Source organism: Lysobacter sp. S4-A87 (genome assembly GCF_022637455.1).
In the GTDB taxonomy this organism is placed as follows: domain Bacteria; phylum Pseudomonadota; class Gammaproteobacteria; order Xanthomonadales; family Xanthomonadaceae; genus Lysobacter_J.
On the sequence record NZ_CP093341.1, the window covers coordinates 1,794,749 to 1,812,327 of the forward strand.

The window sequence follows — 17,579 nt, forward strand, 5'->3', positions numbered from 1 at the left end:
GGCGCTAGCGGGGCTTTTTGGCCAACTGCGAATCGGTCAGGAACAGGTCCGGGATCAGGTGTTCGCAGAAGGGATTCATCGCGTACTGGGCGAAGTCGGTGACGCCGGCGGCGAACAGCACATCGTCGTCGATCAGGAAGTGCCCATGGAAATCGTCCGACGGCCGCACCAGCACCGCGTGTGCGGCGTCGGCGACGATTTCGGGCTTGCGGCACATTTCCAGGCGCACGCCGGGAATCATGTTGACCGCATCGGTGGCAATCACCGTGCGCGGCCACAGCGCATTGACCGCGACGCCCTGCGGGCCGAACTCGGCGGCCAGGCCCAGCGTGACGAAACTCATGCCCATCTTCGCCAGCGTGTACGCGGTGTGCGGCGCCCACCACTTCGGATCGAGGTTGAGCGGCGGCGCCAGCGCCAGGATGTGCGGATCGGGCGCCTTGAGCAGGTGCGGCAGGCACGCCTGCGCGCACAGGAAACTGCCGCGCGCGTTGACCTGCTGCATCAGGTCGTAGCGCTTCATCGGTGTCTCGAGCGTGCCCTTGAGCCAGATCGCGCTGGCATTGTTGACGAGGATGTCGATGCCACCGAACAGGTCGACCGTGGCCGCGACCGCGGCATAGACGTCGTCTTCCTCACGGATGTCGCACTTCACTGCAAGCGCCTTGCCGCCTGCGGCTTCGACCTCGGCGGCGACACTGTGGATGGTGCCGGGCAGCTTCGGATTGGGAACCGCGGATTTCGCCGCGATGACGACGTTGGCGCCGTCGCGCGCGGCGCGCAGGGCGATGGCGCGACCGATGCCGCGCGATGCGCCGGTAATGAAGATGGTTTTTCCAGACAGGGTACGCATGGCGGTGTCCTCCGGGGCTCAGGGCAGGAAGCCCAAGGCAGTCGTGTTGCGGGTCGTCACGGGGCGGCTTACGGTTTCGGCCCCTGCCCTTCGTTGTCTTCCCATTTCAGCAGCTTGCGCGTTACGAAGCGGTAGACCGGCTTGCCGGTCGCGAACCAGGCCTCGCGCAGCCAGGAGTGGCGCTTGAGGACGCGCCGCTCGACGGGCGTGAGAAATTTCGGGCAATACGTGCGTTTGTGCTTGAGCAGGTGGCGCAGGTCTTCGCGCGCCAGCAGGCGCATCCAGCGCGATCGCGCGTTGCCACGCGTTGCGAGCTGGAAATCGATGATCGCCGGCGCGCCATCGTCGAGCACCAGCCAGTTGGCTTCCTTGGCCAGGTCGTTGTGGGCCAGGCCGCGACGGTGCAGCTGTTGCAGCAGCCGCCGGGCGCGGCGGAAGTACGCAAGGTCGCCGTGCGGGGGGCGCTGGTACATCGCCGCGCCGGACATGTAACTGCGATCGAGGCGACGCCCGTCCCAGCGCAGCAGCTGCGGCGTGGCGGCCAGCCCTTCGACGCGTTCGAGTCCCCTGGCTTCGCGCCGCGCCAGCCACCAGGCCGGCAGGCGCAGCCACAGCGGCACGTGGCGCAGGTCGCGTCGCACGAACAGGCCATCGTCGCCGCGCATCAGCGCGATCCGGCCGAAACTGTCGGCCTTGAGCGCCTGGACTTCGATGGCGTCGACGTCGGTGGTGTCGGTGCGTGGAGGCATCGCATCAGTGTACGGAAACGGCCGGTCGTGAGCAGGCGAGCCGCCCGTACCGTGCCCGCCGTCGCCGTGCTGCTGCCACCGTGCCTGCAGTCCCCCTGCAACATGACCATCGCGCCGTCATGGCCGGGCTGCCTATAATCGGCCGATGGAACCGGCCTGGATCGAAAGCGCGACTGCATGGATCGCGGCAAACCCTATCGCCGCCGGCGCTGTCATCTTTCTGATTGCCTTCTGCGATGCCCTTGTCATCGTCGGCATCGTCGTGCCTGCGCTGCCGCTGCTGTTCGCCGTCGGCACGCTGGTCGGCCTGGGCCATGTCAGCGGACCGTATGCCCTGCTGTGCGCGACGTTCGGCGCCTTCATCGGTGATGGGCTGAGCTACTGGGTCGGCTATCGCTGGGGGCCGCAACTGCGCAGCCGCTGGCCGTTCTCGCGCTACCCGCAATGGCTCGATCGCGGCGAAGCGCTGTTCCGCCGCCACGGCAGCATGAGCATCGTGATCGCGCGCTTCGTCGGCGCGGTGCGTCCGTTCGTGCCGGCGATCGCCGGCATGCTGCACATGCCGATGCGCCGCTACGCACTCCCGAGCCTGGCCGCGTGCCTGGTGTGGTCGCTGGCCTTCCTTGCGCCGGGCTGGGCCCTGGGCAAATCGTATGACGCGATCGCCGCGGTCGCGGACCGGCTGGCGCTGGTGCTGGCGGCACTGGCGCTCACCATCGGCCTGGTCTGGGCCTGCGTGCTCTACACCTGGCGATGGTTCGCCGCGCACGCCGACAACCTGCTCGCGCGCGCCCTGTACTGGACCCGCCACCACCCCCATCTTGGTCGCTACGCGGCGGCACTGATCGATCCGAACCGGCCGGAATCGCCGTCGTTGCTGATGCTGGCGGTGTGCCTGCTGGGCATCAGCTGGGCCTGGTTCACGCTGCTCGCGTCGCTGCTTGCCAGTGGCGGCCCGCTGGCGATCGACCACACCATCCACGAATTCATGTGGGGCCTGCGCAACCCGCTTGCCGACCGCATGATGGCCGGACTGGCGAGCGTGGGCGACGCCGCCGTGCTAGGTCCGGCCGCAGCAGTCGCACTGGCCTACCTGCTGTGGCGCAAGCGCTGGATGGCGGCCGCGCACTGGCTGGCCGCGCTGGTGTTCGGCCTGACCCTGACCTCGCTGCTGGAAGCGGCGATCGACATGCCGCGTCCGCCGACTGCACCGGCCGGCTTCGGCTTCCCGTCGGTCGCGGTGACGATGTGCACGATCGTGTTCGGATTCTTCGCCGTGCTGATTGCGCGCGAACTGCCGGGCCGGACCCGCGTGTGGCCCTACCTGCTCGCCGGTGTGGTGACCACCGCCGTCGCATTCGCCCGCCTGTACCTGGGCGCGCACTGGCCCAGCGATCTGGTCGGCGGCACGCTGTTCGGCATCCTCTGGCTGCTGATCCTGGGCATCGCCTATCGCCGCCACGTCGCGCGCTCATTCTGGATGCGGCCGCTGGCGTGGCTGTTCTATTCAACGTTTGTCATCGCCGCGCTATGGCATGCGCCGCGTTCGGCCGACGCGCTGCTGGCCAAGTTCGCCGCGGCAACGCCAACCACCGTCATGGACCAGGACGACTGGTGGCAACGCGACTGGGCCACGCTGCCGGCGCAACGCAACGAACGTGACCAGCGCCGGCGCTGGCCGCTCGACCTGCAGGTCGCCGGACCGCTGGCACCGCTGCAGGCACGCCTGCAGGCGCAGGGCTGGCGCGTGCAGCCGCAGGCCACCTGGGTCGATACCGTCGGCCTGCTCGACGACGACAAGCCGACGCAGCGACAGCCGGTGTTGCCGGCAACGCTGGACGCCCAGGCCGAAGCGCTGCTGATGCTGCGCGACGGCCCGCGCAAGGACGAGCAGTACGCGTTGCGCCTGTGGCCGGCGCCGGTGCTGCTCGACGACGGCACGCCGCTGTGGCTGGGCAGCACGCAGACCCTGCACCTGACCAAGCCCTTGGGCGCTGCCTCGCTGTGGCTGCCGGCCACGGACGACGGCCGCGCGCATGCGCTGGTCGGCGAGGCGCTCGAGGGCCTGGCATCGCGGCAGTCGCAGCACCCGCAGGGGTCGACGCTGGTGTTGCGGGTGAAGACCGGCGGCAAGTAGCCGCGCAGCGCTCGTCAGGGCAGCAGCGCCAGCAAGCGTTCCAGCCGCAGGTGCGGGTCGTCGAGCTGGAGCAGTGCCTGGCGCTGCGTGTGTTCCAGCGGCAGCAGCTCGGCCAGGCGCCAGCCGACCCAGGCCGCGTCGTCGAACAAAGCCTGCGGCGCCTTGGCATGCTCGCCGCCGACCTGGTCGATGATCTGCTGCAACAGGGTCGACAGCAGGCCGTGCTCGGGCCGGACCACGTCGTCGGGATCGGGGTCGCACCAGCTGACGTCGGCCACCTGCAGGCCGTTGTCGCGGACACGGACGCGCTGCGCATGGAAGCGGCGCGCGCCGCGCACGCGCAGGGTCAGCAGGCCGTCATCGCCGCGACCGAAGTCCTCGATCACCGCTTCGGTGCCGAACGCCGCCGCCGTGGCCGGCGCACCGGCCTCTTCGCCGTGCATGATCAGGCAGATGCCGAAGCCCTTGCCTTTGCGGCCGCAGTCGCTGATCAGGTCCAGGTAGCGCGGCTCGAACACGCGCAATCCGATCGCGGCACCGGGCAGGAGCACCGCGTGCAGCGGGAACAATCCCAGGGACTGGGTCGGTGTGTCGTCTGCCGGCATCGGGGCCAGTTTAGGACGAATTGCAGGCGCGGTGGCTGCAGCTGGTGCGGGATACCCGGGTGCGCTTCGCTTACCCGGGCTACGCGGGCGACAGTGCGGCGAGGAAGCGGCGCGGTGCGCCGTCGAAGCCGCCGTTGGACATGAACACGACGTGGTCGCCATTGCGCGCGTGTTCGCGCAGCACTGCGATCAGCGCGTCGGCATCAGGCACTGCGATGCCTTCGCCACGCAATGCTGAAACGACCCGGGTGGCATCCCAGGCCAGTTCCGGCCGGTGCAGGAACACCACCGTGTCGGCGAGGTCCAGCGACGGCGCCAGGGCTTCGGCGTGGGCGCCCAGGCGCATCGAATTGCTGCGCGGTTCCATGGCGACGACGATGCGTGCGGGACCGACCTTGGCACGCAAACCGGCGAGCGTGGTCGCGATCGCGGTGGGATGGTGGGCAAAGTCGTCGTAGATGGTGACGCCCTGCGCCTGGCCGATGACTTCCAGGCGCCGCTTGACGCTGCGGAACTGCGCAAGCGCCGGCAGCACCGATGCGACCTCGACGCCGACGGCCTGTGCCGTGGCCAGCGCGGCAAGGGCATTCATCACGTTGTGGCGGCCGAGCAGCGGCCAGCGGACTTCGCCGACTTCGACGCCGTCGTGGACGACGGCAAAGACGCTGCCATCCTCTTCGATCATGCGCGCGGTCCAGTTGAAGCTGGCACTCGCAGCGGCGCGTTCGTCGGCGCGGTCGCCGTGGCCCTGCGGCTGCGCCGGTTGCGGCGCCAGGCTGGCATCGAGGCCGAAGGTCTCCACCGGCGTCCAGCAGCCCATCGCCAGCACTTCAGCGAGATGGCGGTCCTCGCCGTTGACGATCAGGCGACCACGCCGCGGCACGGTCCGCACCAGGTGGTGGAACTGGCGCTGGATCGCGGCGACATCGGGAAAGATGTCGGCGTGGTCGTACTCGAGGTTGTTGAGGATCGCCACCAGCGGACGGTAATGCACGAACTTGCTGCGCTTGTCGAAGAACGCGGTGTCGTATTCGTCGGCCTCGACCACGAACTCGCGGCCGCTGCCGACCCGCGCCGACACGCCGAAGTCCTCGGCGACGCCACCGATCAGGAAGCCCGGCTCGCGCCCGGCCGCCTGCAGCAGGTAGGTCAGGATGGTGGTCGTGGTGGTCTTGCCGTGGGTGCCGGCGACGGCGAGCGTGTCGCGGCCCGGCAGCAGGTTCTCGCTGAGCCACTGCGCGCCGGAAGTGTAGCTGCGGCCGTCATCGAGGACCTGCTCGACGGCGGCATTGCCGCGCGAGAGCGCGTTGCCGACGACGATCTGGTCGCAGTCGGCGGCGATGTGCTGCGGCTGGTAACCCTGCTTGAGCGCGATGCCGAGCTGTTCGAGCTGGGTCGACATCGGCGGATAGACGGCCTGGTCGCTGCCTTCGACTTCGTGACCGAGTTCGCGTGCCAGTGCAGCGACGCCGCCCATGAAAGTGCCGGCAATGCCCAGAATATGAATCTTCAAGATCAGTACGTCCTAAACGATCGCAGCACACCAATACGAAGAAGAAGCCGACAGCATGAGCTGCCCTCACCCCAACCCCTCTCCCGCTAGCGGGAGAGGGGCTCAAGCGTTCAGCCCACTTCCTTGGCCGGCACCAGCGCTTCGATGATGCGGTTGAACACGTCATCCAGACCGCCCACGCCATCGACCACGGTCAGCTGGCCGTGCTGGCGGTAGAACTCGATCACCGGCGCGGTCTGGTCGTCGTAGACCTTCAGGCGGGTGCGCACCGATTCCGGGCTGTCGTCGGCGCGGCCTTCGGCCTTGGCGCGGCCGGCGATGCGCTCGACCAGCAGGTCGGTCGGCACGTCCAGCTGCACGGCGTAGTCCATCGGCTGGCGGATGCGGGTCAGCAGCTTGTCCAGCGCATCGGCCTGGGCCAGGTTGCGCGGGTAGCCGTCGAGGATGAAGCCGCCCTGGGTGTCGGGACGCGAGAAGCGGTCCTCGAGCATGCCCAGCAGGATGGCGTCGCTCACCAGGTTGCCCGAAGCCATGACTTCCTTGGCTTCAAGGCCCAGCTTGGAGCCGGCGGCGACTTCGGCGCGAAGCAGGTCGCCGGTGGAAATGTGCGGCACCTGCAGATGCTCCTTGAGGCGCGCGGCCTGCGTGCCCTTGCCGGAACCGGGCGCGCCCAGAAGTACCAATCGCATCAAAATCACTCCTAGAACGGGAAAATTTCTTCGTGGCCCGTCGTGGTCCGCCGCGGCGCTGGCGACCCGGCCTTCGGGCGACTGCCCGCGGCGGCGCTACACTCGCTCACGACCCAGCCCCGCCAGGCAAATATTGCGGTCAGCTTACCGCATCCCGGCCTGGTCCTGCCCCACACCCCAGGAATGGACATGCCCTCCGGAACCCTGCTTTACGCGCAATCTGGCGGTGTCACCGCTGTCATCAACGCCACGGCCGCCGGCGTCATCGAGACCGCCCGGGCCCGCAAGGTAAAAGTGCTGGCCGCCCGTAACGGCATACTCGGCGCCCTGCGCGAAGAGCTGATCGACACCTCCCGCGAGTCGGCGGCCTCGATCCGGGCCCTGGCCCACACCCCCGGCGGCGCCTTCGGCTCGTGCCGGGTCAAGCTCAAATCGCTGGAGCAGGACCGCGCCCGCTACGAGCGCCTGCTCGACGTATTCCGCGCCCACGACGTGCGCTGGTTCCTCTACAACGGCGGCAACGACTCGGCCGACACCGCGCTCAAGGTCTCGCAGCTGGCGGCCGAGTACGGCTACCCGCTGACCTGTGTCGGCGTGCCCAAGACGGTCGACAACGACCTGGCCGTCACCGACTGTTGCCCCGGCTTCGGCTCGGCCGCCAAGTACACCGCGGTGTCGGTGCGCGAATGCGCGCTCGATGTCGCGGCCATGGCCGACACCTCGACCAAGGTGTTCGTCTACGAGGCCATGGGACGACACGCTGGCTGGCTGGCGGCCGCGGCCGGACTGGCCGGGCAAGGCGCCGACGGCGCACCGCACCTGATCCTGTTCCCCGAGCGTCCGTACAACGAAGCCGAGTTCTTCGCCAAGGTGAAGGCGACCGTCGAGCGGGTCGGCTATTGCGTGGTCGTCGCCAGCGAAGGCATCCAGACCGCCGACGGCCGCTTCGTCGCCGATGCCGGCGGCGGCAAGGACTCGTTCGGGCACACGCAGCTCGGCGGGGTCGCCTCGTTCCTCGCCGGCCGGGTCAAGGATTCGCTCGGCTACAAGGTGCACTGGGCACTGCCGGACTACCTGCAGCGGTCGGCGCGGCACCTGGCTTCGAAGACCGACCTCGAGCAGGCACAGGCGGTCGGGCGCAAGGCGGTGGAGTTCGCGCTCAAGGGCATGAACTCGGTGATGCCGGTGATCGTGCGCAGCAGCGATTCTCCGTATCGCTGGAAGATCGAAGCGGCGCCGCTGTCGAAGGTCGCCAACCACGAGAAGAAGATGCCGGCGGGCTTCATCCGCAAGGATGGCTATGGCATCACCGCCGCGGCACGACGCTACCTCGAACCGCTCATCCGCGGCGAAGCACCGCCGCCATACGGACGCGACGGCATCCCGAAGTACGTGGTGCTGAAGAATGTCCCGGTGAGACAAAAACTGCCCACGTTTGCCGGCTGACGCCAACTGGGCAAATGTCTCAATTGCCAACCACGGATGGGTTGGTCAAGCTTCGACGGTCCCGGGGTAGCCGGGACTCCTCGGGGGGGAGGAAGTCGCTCCACAATGCAACCGCACGCTGGGGAAGCGTCCGGTTGCCGAGCTTTTCGATCTGCCCCTGAGACCACCACTCAACAGGGGATAGATGAGATGAAGCAATACCTTTCGCGTGGCCCGCTGATGGCCGCGCTGATGCTGCTTGCGCTGACCGGCTGCGTGAGCATGCCCAAGCAGCAGGCCTACAACCGCGAGTCGCACACCAACATCAAGACCATCGCCGTGCTGGGAACGACTCAGGCGCGACCGACGGTGTTCATGCTCAACCATCCCGGCGCGAGCTTCGGCCTCATCGGTGGCCTGATCGCCGCCAGCGACCAGGCGAGCAAGCAGAAGAAGTTCGACGCGATCGTCGCCGAGACCGGCTTCGAGCCGCTGGGTTACTTCAAGGAACAGCTGACCACGCGCATGTCGGAGCGTGGCTACACGCTGGTGTGGCCGCAGGCGCAGGTTGAAACGGCGAAGGTCGAGCGCGGCTCGTTCGGTCTGCGCAAGGCCTACACCGCCGCGCAGGGCGCCGATGCGCAGCTGGACATCAACTTCGGCTTCGTCGGTTACGCCGCCGCAGGCGCCACCGACGATTCGCCGTACCGCCCGACCGTCACGGTCGGCGCGCGCCTGGTGAGTGCCGATGGCCAGCAGAACTACTTCACCGACTTCTTCGCGTACAACAACGTCTTCAACCTCGGCAACGCCGTGGCGGTGAATGCCAACGCGGACTATGCCTATCCCGACTTCGACAACCTGCATGCAGCCGGTCCGAAGACGGTCGAGGGCCTGAAGACAGCCATCGATGCGATCGCCGCCGAAGTTGCGCGCCAGCTCTGAGGGCCGGGTCATGCGGCCTTCTCTTAGCCTGCTGGCACTGCTCGCGATTTCCACCCTCAGTGGCTGCTCCAGCGTCGCCTACAAGGCGGCGATGCCGGACGTGAGCAGCAACTGCGTCGACAGCCTGGGGGCCGTGCACAGCACTGCCCTGCGTTACCCGCCCGCGGGCGAGGACGCCGACACCACGTACCTGGAGTTCGCAACCGTCGCACGCTGCCATCGCACCGCCGAGGGCGTGGCGGTGCCGGTGGCGTTGTACCGGCTGGAAGGTGTCACGCCGCCGTCGGAAGTGAACGTCTCGGTGATGCTGTCACCGGGCGGCACCTTCGCCGCCGCGGTCGACGTGCTCGACAGCGATTTCCAGTCGCTGCGCCACTACGACTTCCGCCAGTTCGTCCGTCGCGGTTCGCAGTACTCGCTCAACGTGTTCCTCAATCCGTCGGCACGGATGCCCGCCTACCTGCTGCTGACCCCGGACCGGGAACAGGTTGGAAAAGAGGACACGGCGATTGGCTCCGCAGCCAACACGATGGTGATTCCCGCCGGGCCGGTGATGTTCATGTACAACAACGGCAGCGAGACCCGCAGCGTCCGACCGTTCCTGGAAGGCGGCAAGGTGCTCGTGACCGTGCGGCCGCAATCGACGGCGATCGCCGACGAGTGAAGCCGGGCGATACCGGTCTGCTACACGACGTGCTACACAACCCTGCTACACAACGAAGGCCGCATTGCGGCCTTCGTTTTTTCCGCCGGCCGCGCCTTGGCGACCTCTACCGTGAGCAGGGCGTGCCTTCCACCGCCATCTGCGCAGCGAACATCGGCACCGGTGCCATCTGCCCCGACTTCGCCTGCTGGCGTGCCTCGTCGAGGTAGATGCGCGCCTTGCCCTGGGCGTCCAGCGCCGGCGTGGCGACATCGACCGGCTTGCGCCACACCCGCACCACCGCGAACTGCGTGCCGCAGGCGGCGCTGGGCACGCGGATCAGGTCGTTGAGCTTCCAGCCGCTCTTTTCCGATGGCTTGACCTTCGCCGCGTCGACGAAGCGCGCGCGCGGCTGGCAGGTCTCGCTGGTCCGCACCACGGCGAAGGCATAGGGATCGGCCGCCTGGCCGGTGAACATGCCCTCCAGGCGCGCGCACGCCTCCGGGATCTGGCGCAGCGTATGCACCGCGTTGAGCGCCTGTGGCCGGGCCGGCTCGCGGCTGATCTCGGGCTTGGGCTCCGACTTCGGGTTGGCCGCCAGCACCGCGTCCGGTGACAGGGCGAACATGGCGAACAGCAGGACGGGCAACAATCGCATGGCAGGGTCGGCCCCTGTGGTGGCAGCCCTGAAGGCTGGCACGGTCGCGCTGAACGACGGATTCACGCCTGCGACCGGGATCACATCACCCGCGCCGCGCCGGCGTCGGGGCGTGCCCGCAAGGGTGCCGCGCAGGGTGCGGATCGCGCAGGGTCTGTGCGATAGTCGGACCGTTGCGGCGGCGGCCCCACGGCCCGTGCAGCACTACAACTCAATGTGATCGACTCGAAATTCCTGATGTATCCACTCTAAGGGGAGGGGTTCATGCTGGAGCAGTACGGTTTGGCATTGGCGCTGGTATGCGCCGTCATCGCGATCCTTTACGGGGTCATTTCCGCGCGTTGGATCAACGCGCAGCCCGCCGGCAACGAACGAATGCAGCAGATCGCCGGCGCGATCCAGGAAGGCGCGCGCGCCTACCTCAATCGTCAATACACCACCATCGCCATCGCCGGCGCAGTGCTGTTCGTACTGGTCGGCATCTTCCTGAGCTGGCACACGGCGATCGGTTTCCTGATCGGCGCGGTGCTGTCGGGCGCCGCCGGTTACATCGGCATGAACGTCTCGGTCCGCGCCAACGTGCGCACCGCCGAGGCCGCGCGAAAGGGCATGGGCCCGGCGATGGACGTCGCGTTCCGCGGTGGCGCCATCACCGGCATGCTGGTGGTCGGACTGGGCCTGCTCGGCGTGGCCGGCTACTACGTCGTGCTGACCCGCTACCTGGGCGTCACCGGCGAAGCGGCACTGCATGCGCTGGTCGGCCTGGCGTTCGGCTCGTCGCTGATCTCGATCTTCGCGCGACTGGGCGGCGGCATCTTCACCAAGGGCGCCGACGTCGGTGCCGACCTGGTGGGCAAGGTCGAAGCCGGCATTCCCGAGGACGACCCGCGCAATCCGGCGGTGATCGCCGACAACGTCGGTGACAACGTCGGCGACTGCGCCGGCATGGCTGCCGACCTGTTCGAAACCTATGCGGTTACCGTCATCGCGACCATGCTGCTGGGCGGCCTGATGGCGGCCGACGCCGGGCGCAACGCGGTGCTGTATCCGCTGGTGCTGGGCGGCGTGTCGATCATCGCCTCGATCATCGGCGCGTTCTTCGTCAAGGTGAAGGAAGGCGGCTCGATCATGGGCGCGCTGTATCGCGGCGTCATCGTTTCGGCAGTGCTGGCGGCGATCGCGTTCTACCCGATCACCACCCAGCTGATGGGCGACAACAGCCACGGTGCGATGAACCTGTACGGGTGCGCGCTGATCGGGCTGGTGCTGACCGGCGCGATCGTGTGGATCACCGAGTACTACACCGGCACGCAGTACGGTCCGGTGCGCCACATTGCGGCCGCCTCCACCACCGGTCACGGCACCAACATCATCGCCGGCCTGGGCGTGTCGATGAAGTCGACCGCGCTGCCGGTGATCGCGGTGTGCGCGGCGATCTGGGGTGCATTCGACCTGGCCGGCCTGTACGGCATCGCGATCGCAGCAACGGCGATGCTGTCGATGGCCGGCATGATCGTCGCGCTCGACGCCTACGGCCCGATCACCGACAACGCCGGCGGCATCGCCGAGATGGCGGAGCTGCCGCCGGAGGTGCGCAACGTCACCGATCCGCTCGATGCGGTCGGCAACACCACCAAGGCGGTGACCAAGGGTTATGCGATCGGTTCGGCGGCGCTGGCGGCGCTGGTGTTGTTCGCCGACTACACGCACAACCTGTCGGCGAACAACGCTGGTGCGACTTACGTCTTCGATCTGTCCGACCATCGGGTGATCATCGGCCTGTTGATCGGCGGCCTGATCCCTTACCTGTTCGGAGCGATGGCGATGGAGGCGGTCGGCCGCGCCGCCGGTGCGGTGGTGGAGGAAGTGCGCCGCCAGTTCCGCCAGATCCCCGGGATCCTGGAGGGCACGGGCAAGCCGGAGTACGACAAGGCCGTCGACATGCTGACCAAGTCGGCGATCAAGGAAATGATCGTGCCGTCGTTGCTGCCGGTGGCAGTACCTATCGTGGTGGGCCTGTTGCTGGGACCGGAGGCGCTGGGCGGTCTGCTGATCGGCACGATCGTGACCGGTCTGTTCGTTGCCATCTCGATGACCACCGGCGGTGGTGCCTGGGACAACGCCAAGAAGTACATCGAAGATGGGCATCACGGTGGCAAAGGCTCCGACGCGCACAAGGCAGCGGTCACCGGCGACACCGTCGGCGATCCGTACAAGGACACCGCTGGCCCGGCGATCAATCCGCTGATCAAGATCATCAACATCGTCGCGCTGCTGATGGTGCCGTTGCTGTAGCCACGCCGAGTTGGACTGAACCGCTCTCCCGCTCGCGGGAGAGCGGTTGGCAAACGGACCGCTCTGCGGTCCGTTTTCTTTTTCGGGAATGCCATTGCCGGAGCGTCGTCCGCCGGGTCGGGGATTGCGCAGCAGTGGGCCATGGATGGCCCACGCCCCGCCTTCGGACAGGATGTCCGACGAAGGGGCGGAGCAATCCCCGGCCCGGCGGACGACGCCCTGCCGCAGACGGAAGCGGGGCGTGCCGGCGTTTGCCCTCACCCCAACCCCTCTCCCGCAAGCGGGAGAGGGGCTCAAGCCCCGCCCCCGCCCCCGCCCCCGCGGCCCGCGGCCCGCGGCCCGCGGAGAAGCTGAACACCCCACTGCTGCGCCGCAGCAGCCAGCCGCGTAAAATGCCCGGCCGCATATCTAAATCCCGCCCCGCCGTCCTGGCGCGGCCATCAGAAGTTGGAGCAACGCATGGGTCTGGACCTCGTCCCCACCGGCAAGAACCCGCCGGATGAGATCAACGTCATCATCGAAATCCCCAAGGATGCCGAACCGGTCAAGTACGAGGTCGACAAGGCTTCGGGCGCGATCTTCGTCGATCGCATCCTGTCCACGCCGATGCGCTACCCGTGCAACTACGGATACGTCCCCCACACCCTGTGCGGTGACGGCGACCCGGCCGACGTGCTGGTGATCCTGCCGCTGCCGCTGGTGCCCGGTTCGGTCATCCGCGCAGTGCCCGTCGGCGTGCTGAAGATGAGCGACGAGGCCGGTAGCGACGAGAAGATCATTGCCGTGCCGGTGCCGAAGATCTTCGGCGGCTACGCCCACATCACCGACATCGAGCAGGTCTCGCAGCACTGGCTCGATCGCATCGGCCACTTCTTCGAGCACTACAAGGACCTGGAGAAGGGCAAGTGGGTCAAGATCGAAGGCTGGGGCAACGCCGCCGAAGCCAAGTCGATCCTCAATGACGCGATCGCCCGCTACAACGCGACCTCGGACGAAGAAAAGCCGAAGTTCTGAGCAAGGCCCCCGGGTCATGCACAGCGAAGGCCGCCCGCAAGGCGGCCTTCTTCGTTTGCGGGTGCCGGCCTGTCAGCCGTTGTCGCCGACGTCGGACTGGCGGGCCGCCGTCGCCGGTTGCGACGCCTGCGCGCCAAGCGCGAACTTGCACACGATCGCCATCAGCACGGTGTGCCAGCGCAACTCGTTCTTGAGCATCAGCGGCTGGCTCGGCACGCTGACTTCCTCGATGAAGCGGTCGAGCACCTCGCGGTAATGCGGTCGCCCTTCCTCGCTTTCGCCATGCTCGAACCACAGCCCCTGCCACTCGCGCGCGAAGCGCGTGGCGATCTGCCGTACCTGCGGCAGGTTCGGGTGCGGCACCGCGTCGGCCAGCAGCAGGCCGAGATGGCCGCTGAGCTCCCAGGGCGACATCACGTTGGGAACGTTCACCGATTCGCACGCGAACGCAGCCACCACGCCCGGCTGCACCGGAACCGCGTGCTGCTGCCAGCCCGCGCGCGGCGCGTCGTGCGGTCGACCGCGGCCGACCAGGTCCCAGAACGTGCCGCCGCCGACCGTATCCACCACCAGGTGCACGCGCGACTCGACGGCATCGTTGAGGACGCGGTGCTGGCGCCAGGTGTCGAAGATCCAGCATTCGCCGGCGGCCATGTTGATCGCCGCATCGCCGCACTCGAAGCGCACCGTCGGCTGCGTGACCACCGGAACGTGCACGCGCACGCGCTCGGCCCAGTAGTAGCCCTGGTCGGCGTGGCGGGTGACTTCGGCCATCCCCGACAGGCGCATCAGGCGGCTGCGGCCGGCCGTCACGCCGAGGCTGGCGATGACCTGGCTCAGGTAGGGGCAGCGCAGAAGCTCGGGCGTGGGTCGCATCGGCCCGGCGAATGCCTCGTTGCCGGGATCGCCGTCGACTGCCACCAGCGGCAGCATCGAGTTGCCGGGGAACCCCTGCGGATGCGGTCGCCACGGGGCTTCGCCCAGGGCGGCGATTTCCGCGGCAAGCGCACCGGCGTCGAACGCCAGCGGCAGCTGGATGAAGGGCACCTGCAGTTTCATTGCGGATCCGGCCAGGAGACTGCGGCTATCGTACCGTCCGCCGCGCCTGGCGCCAGATCGGGCACCGCCGGCGCCTGGCCCCGCCGCAAAGAACTACGGCCCCTTTCGGGGCCGTAGTGGTGTTACGTGTTGCGTTTCAGCCTATCAGAAGCGCTGACGGTACTGCATGTAGTAGAACGTGCCCGGCAGGTCGTATTGCGGGTCGAACTGGTTGTACGGCGCGGTCAGGGACAGCGGCGGTTCCTTGTCGAATACGTTGTTCGCGCCGACCGACACGGTGCCGTTCCACGGCGTGTTGTAGCGCACCTGCAGGTCGTGGTACGTCACCGCACCCAGATGGTTGCGCGGTGCCGGGCCAGTCGCGACGCGACGATCCGGATCCGAGCAGTAGGACTCGGCGTTCACGCTGCCACCGGCGTACGGGCAGGTCTCGTCGATGCCCGACTTGTAGCGCATGCCCCAGGTCGCGCCCCAGTCACCCAGGCTCCAATCCAGGTACAGATTGGACTTGACGCGCCAGTACGGATCCTGCGGCAGGTACAGGCCCTGGCGCTGCTCTTCGTCGGAGTCGATGGTTGCCTTCGTGCTCCAGTTCGAGGTGTAGGTGCTGTCCCAGGTGACCGAGAACTTGCCGAAGGTGGTTTCCGGCAGGCGGTAGTTCACCGTCAGGTCGTAACCCTCGACGTCATACGATGCCAGGTTCAGCAGCGGCATTTCGAGGTGGGTGATGATGTTCGGCGCGCCCGGGTAGTTCGGATCGCGCGAGTACAGACCGCAGTAGACGGCCTGCTCGCCCGGCGTACCGGCGTAGCACTTGTCCAGGATGAACTGCGCCTGCGGACGGCTGATCGCGTTCTCGATCTCGATCTTGTACCAGTCCAGCGAGACGTCGAAGCCTTCCAGCCAGCTCGGGTTGTAGACGAAGCCCAAGGTCTTGGTCGTCGACGTTTCCGGCTGCAGGTTGTCGTTCGAGGTCCAGGTGAACGGCTCGAGGGTCTGACGCGAAGAACCGTTACCCGGCTGTTCGAAGTCAGCCGGCACGCCTTCCTGGGCGCAACGGGAAGCGACCTGCGGGTTGCCGCGCAGAGCCGAGTGGCTCGAGCACGGATCCTGGTAGCTCTCGAACGAATCGTTGTCGCCTGCGTACAGGTTGTTGATCGTCGGAGCGCGGAAGCCCTCGGACCAGTTACCACGCACCATCAGGTCGTCGATCGGCTTCCAGCGGAAACCGAACTTGCTGTTCAGCGTGTTGCCGAAGTTGCTGAAGTCCGAGTAACGGGTCGCGACGCTGAAGTCGAGCAGCTTGGCGCCCGGCAGGTCAGCCAGGACCGGGATTGCGAGCTCGAGGTAGTACTCGTCCAGCGAGTAGGCGCCGGCGGTCGGCTTGGAGCCGTTGCCGGTGCTCAGGCCGGCGGCGATGAACGCGTCCGGATCGTACTGGCCGCTCTCGGTGCGGTGCTCATAGCCAGCTGCGAAGGCCAGTGCACCGGCCGGCAGGGTGGCGATTTCGCCGCTGATGTTGGCGTAGTAGCTCTTCGAGGTGACGCGGCTGGAGTCATGCGCGGTGAAGGCGGTGTAGTCGATGCCTTCCTGCGTGATGGAGCCGTTCGGGCCGAGCGGATTGACCGGCACGCAGCCAGCGATCACGTTGGTTGCCGTACCGCACTTGACGACGCCGTCGGTGTCGAGGAACGACGGGCCGTAGGCGGTCTCGAGGTTGGCGACGTTGAACAGACCGTAGGTCAGGTCGTTCTCGTCGGTGCGGTCATAGCGGTAGCCGGCGTCCCAGTCGAAGGTACGGTCAGCCACTTCGAAGAAGCCTTCGAAGCCACCATAGAAGTGCCAGTTCTTGACGTCCTGGTTGAACGAACGGCCGCCCGATTCCTGGAAGCGACGGTTGACACCGATCACGTCACGAGCCGGACCGGTCAGCGCGCCTGCATACAGGCCGTTCGGGTTGCTCGGGTTGTAGTAGCTGCCCGCATCAAGCGTCTGGCTGGTGACCGGCATGGCCGCCAGCAGCTGCTCGGAGAGGCGCTCGTTGTAGAGCATCTCGGTGCGGAAGGTGAAGTTCGACGCGATGTCGTAGTTCGCCTGTGCGAAGAGCGAGGTGCGCTCCTGCGGGGTCAGCAGGTAGTTGTCCGGCGCGGTGTTGTAGCCGTGCACGGCCGACACGTACGGAACCTTGGTGCCGTTGGGACCAATGATGTAGCGCTTGTTGTCGGTCGGATCGACGAACGAACCCGGGAAGCCGGTGCCGCTCTGGCCGCCGAAGAACGGAGGACCACCGTCGGAGATCTCGCGATCGCCGGCCATGACCGCTTCTTCCTTGACGTAGGAAGCGCCGATCATCACGTTGCCACGGTCATTGCCCGTGCCGATCGTGAAGTCATAGGCTTCGCGGTTGCCGTCGCCCTGCGAGTACTGGCCGAGGTATGCACCGGCCTCTGCGCCTTCGAAGTTGGAGCGGGTGATGATGTTGACCACGCCGGCGATGGCGTCGGAACCGTAGATGGTCGAGGCGCCGTCCTTCAGGACTTCCACGCGCTCGATCATTGCGGCCGGGATGGTGTTCAGGTCGACGCTGCCACCCAGGCCCTGGGTCCAGCGGCGGCCGTTGACCAGCACCAGGGTGCGGCCTTCGCCAAGGTTACGCAGGCTGATGCCGGCCGAGCCGTCACCACCGTTGTTGAACGTGGTGTTGAGCGCAGCGCCGTTGGTGGAAATGCGCTGCAGCACGTCGGCGACCGAGGTGACACCCTGCTTCTGGATGTCTTCACGGCTCAGGCTGAAGATCGGCTGCGACGTTTCGATATCGGCGCGCTTGATGCGCGAACCCGTGACTTCGATGCGGTCGAGGGTGGTGGCACCCTGCTCGGCCGCAGCTTCCTGCGCGCTGGCAAATGCCGGCGCCAGTGCGATCGCGATGCCGGCCGGCAGCATGCCGACGCGCATCGCGGTGCGCAAATTGCGATGGTTCATTGTATCTCTCTC

Annotated in this window: 14 protein-coding genes; 6 read left to right on the top strand and 8 right to left on the bottom strand. The window is 67.3% G+C overall.

Annotation, left to right across the window (positions count from 1 at the left end):
• Nucleotides 1-4: 4 nt before the first annotated feature.
• Together MNR01_RS08160 and MNR01_RS08165 are read right to left on the bottom strand one after the other, a co-directional pair.
• A complete protein-coding gene (locus tag MNR01_RS08160) occupies nt 5-853 on the bottom strand; it encodes an NAD(P)-dependent oxidoreductase (protein ID WP_241920406.1) in 849 nt (282 codons plus the stop codon).
• 68 nt (nt 854-921) lie between these two features.
• On the bottom strand, nt 922-1,602 hold the full coding sequence (locus MNR01_RS08165; RefSeq protein WP_241920407.1) for a serine/threonine protein kinase: 681 nt from the start codon (nt 1,600-1,602) through the stop codon (nt 922-924).
• 145 nt (nt 1,603-1,747) lie between these two features.
• Here MNR01_RS08165 and MNR01_RS08170 point away from each other — a divergent pair, with 145 nt between their 5' ends.
• Complete coding sequence (locus MNR01_RS08170) at nt 1,748-3,739, top strand: bifunctional DedA family/phosphatase PAP2 family protein (protein WP_241920408.1); 1,992 nt, start codon at nt 1,748-1,750, stop codon at nt 3,737-3,739.
• Nucleotides 3,740-3,753: 14 nt separating this feature from the next.
• On the opposite strand, the gene MNR01_RS08175 is transcribed toward MNR01_RS08170, so the two are convergent.
• The 3 genes from MNR01_RS08175 to MNR01_RS08185 all read right to left on the bottom strand — a co-directional run bounded on the left by MNR01_RS08175 (nt 3,754) and on the right by MNR01_RS08185 (nt 6,546).
• Entirely contained in the window at nt 3,754-4,344 is a 591-nt protein-coding gene (locus MNR01_RS08175; protein WP_241920409.1) for an LON peptidase substrate-binding domain-containing protein, read from the bottom strand.
• Between the two features lie 79 nt (nt 4,345-4,423).
• On the bottom strand, nt 4,424-5,860 hold the full coding sequence (locus MNR01_RS08180) for a Mur ligase family protein (protein ID WP_256451874.1): 1,437 nt from the start codon (nt 5,858-5,860) through the stop codon (nt 4,424-4,426).
• Nucleotides 5,861-5,967: 107 nt separating this feature from the next.
• Nucleotides 5,968-6,546: an adenylate kinase gene (locus tag MNR01_RS08185; RefSeq protein WP_241920410.1), complete on the bottom strand. Its 579-nt coding sequence runs from the start codon at nt 6,544-6,546 to the stop codon at nt 5,968-5,970.
• Nucleotides 6,547-6,735: 189 nt separating this feature from the next.
• Between MNR01_RS08185 and MNR01_RS08190 the strand changes: the two genes are divergently transcribed.
• The 3 genes from MNR01_RS08190 to MNR01_RS08200 all read left to right on the top strand — a co-directional run bounded on the left by MNR01_RS08190 (nt 6,736) and on the right by MNR01_RS08200 (nt 9,580).
• Nucleotides 6,736-7,992 (top strand): 6-phosphofructokinase, encoded by a 1,257-nt coding sequence (locus MNR01_RS08190; protein ID WP_241920411.1) that lies wholly within the window; start codon nt 6,736-6,738, stop codon nt 7,990-7,992.
• 189 nt (nt 7,993-8,181) lie between these two features.
• Complete coding sequence (locus MNR01_RS08195; protein ID WP_241920412.1) at nt 8,182-8,916, top strand: hypothetical protein; 735 nt, start codon at nt 8,182-8,184, stop codon at nt 8,914-8,916.
• 10 nt (nt 8,917-8,926) lie between these two features.
• On the top strand, nt 8,927-9,580 hold the full coding sequence (locus tag MNR01_RS08200; RefSeq protein WP_241920413.1) for a hypothetical protein: 654 nt from the start codon (nt 8,927-8,929) through the stop codon (nt 9,578-9,580).
• Nucleotides 9,581-9,686: 106 nt separating this feature from the next.
• Here the strand turns inward: MNR01_RS08200 and MNR01_RS08205 are convergent, their stop codons facing one another.
• Entirely contained in the window at nt 9,687-10,217 is a 531-nt protein-coding gene (locus tag MNR01_RS08205) for a hypothetical protein (protein ID WP_241920414.1), read from the bottom strand.
• Nucleotides 10,218-10,481: 264 nt separating this feature from the next.
• Here MNR01_RS08205 and MNR01_RS08210 point away from each other — a divergent pair, with 264 nt between their 5' ends.
• Both MNR01_RS08210 and ppa read left to right on the top strand, forming a co-directional pair.
• Nucleotides 10,482-12,512 (top strand): sodium-translocating pyrophosphatase, encoded by a 2,031-nt coding sequence (locus MNR01_RS08210; protein WP_241920415.1) that lies wholly within the window; start codon nt 10,482-10,484, stop codon nt 12,510-12,512.
• A gap of 459 nt (nt 12,513-12,971) precedes the next feature.
• On the top strand, nt 12,972-13,526 hold the full coding sequence (gene ppa, locus MNR01_RS08215; RefSeq protein ID WP_241920416.1) for an inorganic diphosphatase: 555 nt from the start codon (nt 12,972-12,974) through the stop codon (nt 13,524-13,526).
• A gap of 72 nt (nt 13,527-13,598) precedes the next feature.
• Here ppa and MNR01_RS08220 read toward each other — a convergent pair whose 3' ends face one another.
• Nucleotides 13,599-14,585: an aspartyl/asparaginyl beta-hydroxylase domain-containing protein gene (locus tag MNR01_RS08220; RefSeq protein ID WP_241920417.1), complete on the bottom strand. Its 987-nt coding sequence runs from the start codon at nt 14,583-14,585 to the stop codon at nt 13,599-13,601.
• 144 nt (nt 14,586-14,729) lie between these two features.
• Complete coding sequence (locus tag MNR01_RS08225; protein WP_241920567.1) at nt 14,730-17,540, bottom strand: TonB-dependent receptor; 2,811 nt, start codon at nt 17,538-17,540, stop codon at nt 14,730-14,732.
• Between the last annotated feature and the right edge of the window lie 39 nt (nt 17,541-17,579).

What these genes read in the sequence shown, in the direction of transcription:
- MNR01_RS08160 (WP_241920406.1), bottom strand. Translation starts at nt 853, where the DNA reads ATGCGTACCCTGTCTGGAAAAACCATCTTCATTACCGGCGCATCGCGC.
- MNR01_RS08165 (WP_241920407.1), bottom strand. Translation starts at nt 1,602, where the DNA reads ATGCCTCCACGCACCGACACCACCGACGTCGACGCCATCGAAGTCCAG.
- MNR01_RS08170 (WP_241920408.1), top strand. Translation starts at nt 1,748, where the DNA reads ATGGAACCGGCCTGGATCGAAAGCGCGACTGCATGGATCGCGGCAAAC.
- MNR01_RS08175 (WP_241920409.1), bottom strand. Translation starts at nt 4,344, where the DNA reads ATGCCGGCAGACGACACACCGACCCAGTCCCTGGGATTGTTCCCGCTG.
- MNR01_RS08185 (WP_241920410.1), bottom strand. Translation starts at nt 6,546, where the DNA reads ATGCGATTGGTACTTCTGGGCGCGCCCGGTTCCGGCAAGGGCACGCAG.
- MNR01_RS08190 (WP_241920411.1), top strand. Translation starts at nt 6,736, where the DNA reads ATGCCCTCCGGAACCCTGCTTTACGCGCAATCTGGCGGTGTCACCGCT.
- MNR01_RS08195 (WP_241920412.1), top strand. Translation starts at nt 8,182, where the DNA reads ATGAAGCAATACCTTTCGCGTGGCCCGCTGATGGCCGCGCTGATGCTG.
- MNR01_RS08200 (WP_241920413.1), top strand. Translation starts at nt 8,927, where the DNA reads ATGCGGCCTTCTCTTAGCCTGCTGGCACTGCTCGCGATTTCCACCCTC.
- MNR01_RS08205 (WP_241920414.1), bottom strand. Translation starts at nt 10,217, where the DNA reads ATGCGATTGTTGCCCGTCCTGCTGTTCGCCATGTTCGCCCTGTCACCG.
- MNR01_RS08210 (WP_241920415.1), top strand. Translation starts at nt 10,482, where the DNA reads ATGCTGGAGCAGTACGGTTTGGCATTGGCGCTGGTATGCGCCGTCATC.
- ppa (WP_241920416.1), top strand. Translation starts at nt 12,972, where the DNA reads ATGGGTCTGGACCTCGTCCCCACCGGCAAGAACCCGCCGGATGAGATC.
- MNR01_RS08220 (WP_241920417.1), bottom strand. Translation starts at nt 14,585, where the DNA reads ATGAAACTGCAGGTGCCCTTCATCCAGCTGCCGCTGGCGTTCGACGCC.
- MNR01_RS08225 (WP_241920567.1), bottom strand. Translation starts at nt 17,540, where the DNA reads ATGCGCGTCGGCATGCTGCCGGCCGGCATCGCGATCGCACTGGCGCCG.